Here is a 7,021-nt window from a genome sequence, read left to right on the forward strand (position 1 = left end):
CTTCGTTCCCCTTGCGCGCCTCGTCCACCAGCTTGCGCAGGGCGACGGACGCCCCGCCCGGCTGTGCGTTCAGCCAGTCCCAGTGGCGCGGCAGCAACGTCACCTCGCGCGCCACCACCCCCAGCTTCGGCCGCCCCGGCCCCCGCGGCGGCGGGGAGAGACGCCACGCGACCTCGGCATCGCTTCCCCGCAGATCGAGGTCGACCGGCTTGCCGGTGGCATCGTCGAACACCAGCACCGGCGGCCCGTCCGGCTCGGCGGCCAATACCGCCCGCAGCGCCCGCGCAACGCTCAGCGCGTCGCCGGCGGCAAGGCGGCGCTCGCCCCGGAAGGCGGTGCAGAGGGTTTCGGCGGTGACGGCCATGGTCGGAACTCCGGTTGTAAGGGCCATATTTTACCCGGACGAAATCTCGGCGTCAATATTGCCCGGATGAAATACCCCCATGAGGACACTGTCTTCCGTCCTCCTGTGACCGTTCGGCCACCGGCCGCGCCCAGCCGCGGTCAGGGGCTTTGTGCGCTTGTGCCCCCGGTGCCCCGCCGATAGGATCGGCCCCTCACGAGACATGGCCGCCCCCCGGGCCGGGGCGCGGCATCCGGGGTGCGGAGAGGGTTGCGGTCGCCATGGTTCTTGCGGATTTCAGCGTCAACAGCGGTGCGGTTTTCAGCGAGGCGATCGGCAACGACCGGCTCGACCTGCTGACCGACTATCCCTTCACCCGGCTGGCCAACCTGCTGGCGCCGATCAGCCCGCGCGCCAACGTCGCCCCCATCCTGCTGACGGTGGGCGAGCCGCAGCACACCCCGCCCGCCATCATCGAGGAGACGCTGCGCGCCAGCGCGTCGGGCTGGAACAAGTATCCGCCGGTCGGCGGCACGCCGGAGTTCCGCGCCGCGGCCGGCGACTGGCTGACCCGCCGCTACGGGTTGCCGGCCGGGCTGCTGCATGCCGACAGCTCGGTCCTGCCGCTGTCCGGCACGCGCGAGGCGCTGTTCATGCTGGCCCTGCTGGCGGTGCCGACGCGGAAGGCCGGTCGCCAGCCGGCGGTGCTGATGCCCAACCCCTTCTACGCGCCCTATGAAGGGGCGGCGGTGATGGCGGGGGCGGAGCCGGTGTTCCTGTCGGCGACGCGCGAGACCGGCTTCCTGCCCGACCTCGACGCCCTGACGCCGGAGCTGCTGGAGCGCACGGCGCTGTTCTACCTCTGCACCCCAGCCAACCCGCAGGGGGCGGCGGCGACGCCGGCCTATCTCGCCAAGGCCATCGGGCTGGCGCGGCAGTACGGCTTCGTGCTGGCGGTCGACGAATGCTATGCCGAGATCTGGCTGGACGCCCCGCCGGTCGGCGCGCTTCAGGTCGCGGCCCAAATTCATAAAGACAAGGGCCTCCCGCATCAGGACGGCAAGCCCTGGGCCAACCTGCTGGTCTTCCATTCCCTGTCCAAGCGGTCGAGCGCCGCCGGCCTCCGTTCCGGCTTCGTTGCCGGCGACCCGGCGCTGATCGGCCGCTTCTCCCGTCTGCGCAGCTACAGCTGCGCCGGCATGCCGCTGCCGATCATGGCCGCCAGCACGGCGCTGTGGCGCGACGAGGCGCATGTCGAGGAGAACCGCGCCGCCTACCGCGCCAAATTCGCCGCGGCGGAGGCGGAGCTGGGCGGCCGCTACGGCTATCGGCGCCCGGCCGGCGGCTTCTTCCTGTGGCTGGAGGTCGGCAATGGCGAGGAGGCGGCCAAGCGGCTGTGGGCGGAGGGGGCGATCCGCGTCCTGCCCGGCGCCTATCTGTCGCGCAGCAACCCCGGTGAGCCGAACCCCGGCGACGCCTTCATCCGCGTCGCCCTGGTGCAGGACACCGAAACCGTCGCCCAGGCCTGCGCGTCCATCGTCCGCATTCTCGGCTGACCGGCTCCGGCCGGTCCAACGTTCGGCTGACCGGCTCCGGCCGGTCTCAGGTTTCAGTTGCGGTTTCTACAGCACGAGGTTCCCGTCCCATGGCCCGACCCGCCGGCCCCTCCTCCGCGCGCCCCCGGCCCAGCCTGGGACGGCCCGCTCCCAGCCCGCGCAAGGGGGCGCCCCGCGACATGGGGAAGGAGCCGGGCAAGGACCGCATCCGCACCGGCCGCGGCCGGCAGGAAAAGCCGCCCTTCTTCTCGCCGGCCATGCGCGCCTTCGTCGTCGCCCGTGCCCGCGAGGCGATGGGCTTCGTGCTGGGGCTGTTCGGCCTGCTGCTGATGGTGCTGCTGGGCAGCTACGATCCGCATGACGCCTCGCTGAACTCGATCCCCGCCACCGCGGGCGGCGCGCACAACCTGTTCGGCACCCCCGGCGCCTATGCCGCCGACCTGCTGATCCAGTCGCTGGGCTGGGCCGCCTTCGTCATCGCGCTGGTGCCGATGTTCTGGGGCTGGCGGCTGGGCGCCCAGCGCAAGCTCGGCAACCCGCTGTTCCGCACCGTGCTGGCGCTGTGGGGCGTGTTCCTGGTGTCGATGGCGCTGGCCGGCCTGACCGACACCTCGACCGATCCGCTCGCACCGCTTCCCGGCGGCAGCATCGGCCAGGTGCTGCTGCGCGGCGTCGGCAACCTGTTCGGGGCTGAACCGATGGTGGCGACCGCCGCCGCGGTCGGCGGCGGGCTGGTGCTGTTCCTGGCCGCCGGCCTGTCGATCGGCGAGTGGATCGCCAGCTTCCGCGCGCTCGGCCGCGGCATGGTCAATGGCGTCCGCATGATCCGCAGCGGCTTCGGCAGCGGCGTCGATGTCCTGCGCCGCCACGGCCGCAGTGCCGCCCAGGCCGCCTCGGTCGCGGTGGACGACGCGCTGCGCGGCGACGATGCTCCGAAGCGCAACCGCCCGCGCTTCGACGAGGCCGTTCAGGTGAACCCGCTGCCGCCGGCCGGACTCGACGCCAGCCCGGTTCCCCTCTCCTCCGGCCCGGCCGCCACCGCTGGCGACAAGCCGGTCCGCGCCGTCCCCATCGTCACCCCGCCCAAATCCGCCGCGTCGGAGCGCGAGGCCGCGAAGAACGACCCGCGCCAGAGCCGGCTGCCGCTGGGCGAGGAGGAGGGGCCGCAGGGTTACGAGCTGCCGCCACTCGACCTGCTGCAGGTGCCGCCCACCGGCATCCGCGGCGAGCAGCTGGACGAGGCCGCGTTGCAGCGCAATGCCGGCCAGCTGGAAGGCGTTCTGGGCGATTTCGGCGTGCGCGGCGAGATCCAGAAGGTCCATCCCGGCCCGGTCGTCACCCTGTACGAACTGGAACCGGCCCCCGGCACCAAATCCTCCCGCGTCATCGGCCTTGCCGACGACATCGCCCGCTCGATGAGCGCGGTGTCGGTCCGTGTCGCCGTGGTTCCCGGCCGCAACGTCATCGGCGTCGAGCTGCCGAACGCCAAGCGCGAGACCGTTCTGCTGCGCGAGCTGATGGCGGCGGAAGGCTTCGACAAGCATGGCGGCAAGCTGGCGCTGGCGCTCGGCAAGGACATCGGCGGGCAGCCGGTGGTCGCCGACCTCGCCCGCTTCCCCCATCTGCTGGTCGCCGGCACCACCGGCTCGGGCAAGTCGGTGGCGATCAACACGATGATCCTGTCGCTGCTCTACCGGTTGTCGCCGGAGCGCTGCCGCTTCATCATGATCGACCCCAAGATGCTGGAACTGTCGGTCTATGAGGGCATCCCCCATCTGTTGACGCCCGTCGTCACCGACCCCAAGAAGGCGGTGGTCGCGCTGAAATGGACGGTGCGGGAGATGGAGGACCGCTACCGCAACATGTCCAAGCTGGGCGTGCGCAACATCGAGGGCTACAACGCCCGTCTGCGCGAGGCGCGCGAGGGTGGGGAGTCGCTGACCCGCCGCGTCCAGACCGGCTTCGATCCAGACACCGGCAAGCCGCTGTTCGAGGAGCAGCCGCTCGACCTGACCGAGCTGCCCTACATCGTGGTGATCGTCGACGAGATGGCCGACCTGATGCTGGTCGCCGGCAAGGACATCGAGGCGGCGATCCAGCGCCTCGCCCAGATGGCGCGCGCCGCCGGCATCCACCTGATCATGGCGACGCAGCGCCCGTCGGTCGACGTCATCACCGGCACCATCAAGGCCAACTTCCCGACCCGCATCAGCTTCCAGGTCACCAGCAAGATCGACAGCCGCACCATCCTCGGCGAGCAGGGCGCCGAGCAGCTGCTGGGCCAGGGCGACATGCTCTACATGGCCGGCGGCGGGCGCATCACCCGCGTCCACGGCCCCTTCGTCTCCGACCATGAGGTCGAACAGATCGTCCGGTTCCTCAAGGCGCAGGGCGAGCCCAACTATGTCGACGCCATCCTGGAGGACGAGGAGGGCGAACAGTCCTTCGACGACGGCGCCCTGCCCGGCAGCGGCGGCGGATCGGGCGACGACCTCTACGACAAGGCGGTGGCGGTGGTCTGCCGCGAGCGCAAGGCCTCGACCAGCTTCATCCAGCGCCAGCTGCGCATCGGCTACAACTCTGCCGCCCGCCTGATCGAGCGCATGGAGACCGAGGGGGTGGTCAGCAAGCCCAACCACTCCGGCAAGCGCGAAGTGCTGGCACGCAACATCGACGAGTGAGTGTTTTCGGGCACCCCGTTGACAGCGATGGGGTGCCACACCAATATCGGGGGTAGGCGGGCCGAGGACTCCAATTCCCCGGCCCGCCCGCCCGATCTTAGTGCATCAGAAGGTCAAGCAGCCGCTTGACGATCTCCAGCACCAGGATCAGGAGAGTGAGGATCTTCTCCATCCTCCAGCCCTCCCTTGGTACGGCGGCGATGGCGGCCCTCCCGCCATCGCGTCCGCCGGGGGACTATGGCGCAGGCGGTTGCGTCCGCAAACGGGAAACACACGCAAGCGTGTTCTTTTGCTGATTGCAGGCTGCACTGCCAGCACGGTGCTTCGCGTCAGCGCCGCAGCGGCACCAGCGATCCCAGCAGGAACAGCGCGGCGGCGGCCACCACCACGCTCGGCCCCCCCGGCAGATCCCAGGTCAGCGAGGCCAGGATCCCGGCGATCACCGCCAGGATGCCCAGCACCGACGCCAGCGCCGCCATGCCTTCCGGCGTGCGGGCGAAGCGGCGTGCCGCTGCCGCCGGGATGATCAGCAGCGAGGTGATCAACAGGATGCCGACGATCTTCATGGCGATGGCGATCACCAGGGCGATCAGCAGCATGAAGGCCAGCCGCAGGGCGTCGACCGGCATGCCCTCCACCCGCGCCAGATCCTCGTCCACCGTCACCGCCAGCAGCCGGCGCCACAGCAGCCCCAATCCCGTCAACGCCACCACGCCGCCGCCATAGATCGCCATCAGGTCGCCGTCGGTCACCGACAGGATGTCGCCGAACAGGTAGGCCATCAGGTCGACGCGCAGCGTCTCTAGAAAGGCCAGCGCCACCAGCCCCAGCGACAGCGAGCCATGCGACAGGATGCCAAGCAGCGTGTCGGCCGCGAGATTGCGCCGCCGCTGCAGCGCCACCAGCGCCAGCGCCAGCGACACGCAGACCACCATCACGCCGATCATCGGGTTGACGCCCAGCAGGAAGCCCAGCGTCACCCCCAGCAGGGCGGAATGGGACAGCGTGTCGCCGAAATAGGCCATGCGCCGCCACACCACGAAGGACCCCAGCGGCCCGGCCAGCAGGGCGATGCCGCCGCCGGCCAGCAGGGCGCGGATCACGAACTCATCCATGGCAGCAGTCCCCGTCATGGTCATGCACGACCTTGCCGTCCTCGGCATGGGCATGGTCGTGGTGGTGGACATAGACGGCAAGGTCGCGGGCATGGCCGCCGAACAGGGCATGGTATTCCGGATGGCGGCTGACATCCTCCGGCCGGCCGGAGCAGCAGACATGGCCGTTCAGGCAGATCACCCGGTCGGTGCGCGCCATCACCGTGTGCAGGTCGTGGCTGACCAGCAGCACGCCGCAGCCGCGCCGCTGCCGCACCTGGGCGATGCGGTTGAACAGCTCCGCCTGGCCATGCACGTCCACCGCCTGGTCGGGTTCGTCCAGCACCAGCAGGTCCGGCTCGCCCAGCAGGGCGCGGGCCAGCAGCACCCGCTGCATCTCGCCGCCGGAGATCGTCTGCACCGCCGAGTCGGCAAGCCGCGTCACCCCGGCCTCCTCCAACGCCGCCGCCACCTTGTCGGCGGTCACCGGCCGCCACAGCGCCAGGAAGCGGCGGACGGTCAACGGCAGCGTCTGGTCCACCGACAGCTTCTGCGGCATGTAGCCGACGCGCAGGTTCGGCCGCCGCAGCACCCGCCCGCCGTCGGGCGCCGTCAGCCCCAGCACGGCACGCACCAGCGTCGTCTTGCCGGCACCGTTCGGGCCGATCAGCGTCACCACCTCCCCCGGCTGGACGGCGATGTTGACGCGGTCCAGCACGGTGCGGCGGCCGAACCGGACGGTCAGATCCTCGGTCCAGGCGAGCGGGCCGGTGAAGAGGGCGGAGCCATCCCGGCTTGGGTGGGGTATTGACATGTTACGTTATAACGTGACACCAAAATGACGGTGGCTTCCCTATGCGCTGAAACCGGAAGCCTGTCCAGCAAGTCGAGAGGATCCCTCCCATGCGCCTCCCCGCGCTGTCCGCCATCGCGGCCGCCGCCCTCGCCGCAACCGCCGCCTCGCCGGCCTGGGCCGAGGCGCCGAAGGTGGTGGTGTCGATCAAGCCGATCCATTCCCTGGTCGCATCCGTCATGCATGGGGTGGGCACGCCGACCCTGCTGGTCCGCGGCGGCGCCTCGCCGCACAGCTACACGATGAAGCCGTCGGACGCGAAGGCGCTGTCGGCCGCCGATCTGGTGGTCTGGGTCGGTCCCGAGATGGAAGGCTTCCTGGAAAAGCCGTTGCAGGCCAACGCGCCGAAGGCGACGAAGCTGACCCTGATGGACCTGAAGAGCCTGACCCTGCTGCAAACCCGCGAAGGCGGCGCCTGGGAGGCCCATGACCATGGGCACGAGGGGCACGGCCATGATCACGATCATAAGGATCACGACCACAAGGACCACGAT

At 70.4% G+C, this 7,021-nt stretch carries 6 protein-coding genes; 3 read left to right on the forward strand and 3 right to left on the reverse strand.

Annotated features, from left to right (window positions below; translation table 11 throughout):
• Nucleotides 1-364: DUF2239 family protein (locus tag I71_RS18635; RefSeq protein WP_042696340.1), on the reverse strand; the 364-nt coding region annotated here is incomplete at its 3' end.
• A 260-nt stretch (nt 365-624) separates the two neighbouring features.
• On the opposite strand from I71_RS18635, the gene I71_RS18640 reads away from it, so the two are divergent.
• On the forward strand, nt 625-1,899 hold the full coding sequence (locus I71_RS18640; protein WP_042696335.1) for an aminotransferase class I/II-fold pyridoxal phosphate-dependent enzyme: 1,275 nt from the start codon (nt 625-627) through the stop codon (nt 1,897-1,899).
• Nucleotides 1,900-2,078: 179 nt separating this feature from the next.
• Nucleotides 2,079-4,580, forward strand: coding sequence for a DNA translocase FtsK (locus tag I71_RS18645; RefSeq protein ID WP_375731206.1), 2,502 nt, complete (start codon nt 2,079-2,081; stop codon nt 4,578-4,580).
• Between the two features lie 329 nt (nt 4,581-4,909).
• On the opposite strand, the gene znuB is transcribed toward I71_RS18645, so the two are convergent.
• A complete protein-coding gene (gene znuB / locus I71_RS18650) occupies nt 4,910-5,695 on the reverse strand; it encodes a zinc ABC transporter permease subunit ZnuB (protein WP_042696337.1) in 786 nt (261 codons plus the stop codon).
• A complete protein-coding gene (gene znuC / locus I71_RS18655) occupies nt 5,688-6,488 on the reverse strand; it encodes a zinc ABC transporter ATP-binding protein ZnuC (protein ID WP_199902208.1) in 801 nt (266 codons plus the stop codon). The genes znuB and znuC overlap by 8 nt, the downstream gene beginning before the upstream one ends.
• An 89-nt stretch (nt 6,489-6,577) precedes the next feature.
• Between znuC and I71_RS18660 the strand changes: the two genes are divergently transcribed.
• A partial coding sequence (locus tag I71_RS18660) for a metal ABC transporter solute-binding protein, Zn/Mn family (RefSeq protein WP_042696339.1) occupies nt 6,578-7,021 on the forward strand: 444 nt, incomplete at its 3' end.

The sequence above is a fragment of the Azospirillum sp. B506 genome, from assembly GCF_000333595.1.
Lineage (GTDB): Bacteria > Pseudomonadota > Alphaproteobacteria > Azospirillales > Azospirillaceae > Azospirillum.

Coding starts and splice junctions, on each gene's coding strand:
- znuC (WP_199902208.1), bottom strand. CDS start 6,488: ATGTCAATACCCCACCCAAGCCGGGATGGCTCCGCCCTCTTCACCGGC.
- znuB (WP_042696337.1), bottom strand. CDS start 5,695: ATGGATGAGTTCGTGATCCGCGCCCTGCTGGCCGGCGGCGGCATCGCC.
- I71_RS18645 (WP_375731206.1), top strand. CDS start 2,079: ATGGGGAAGGAGCCGGGCAAGGACCGCATCCGCACCGGCCGCGGCCGG.
- I71_RS18640 (WP_042696335.1), top strand. CDS start 625: ATGGTTCTTGCGGATTTCAGCGTCAACAGCGGTGCGGTTTTCAGCGAG.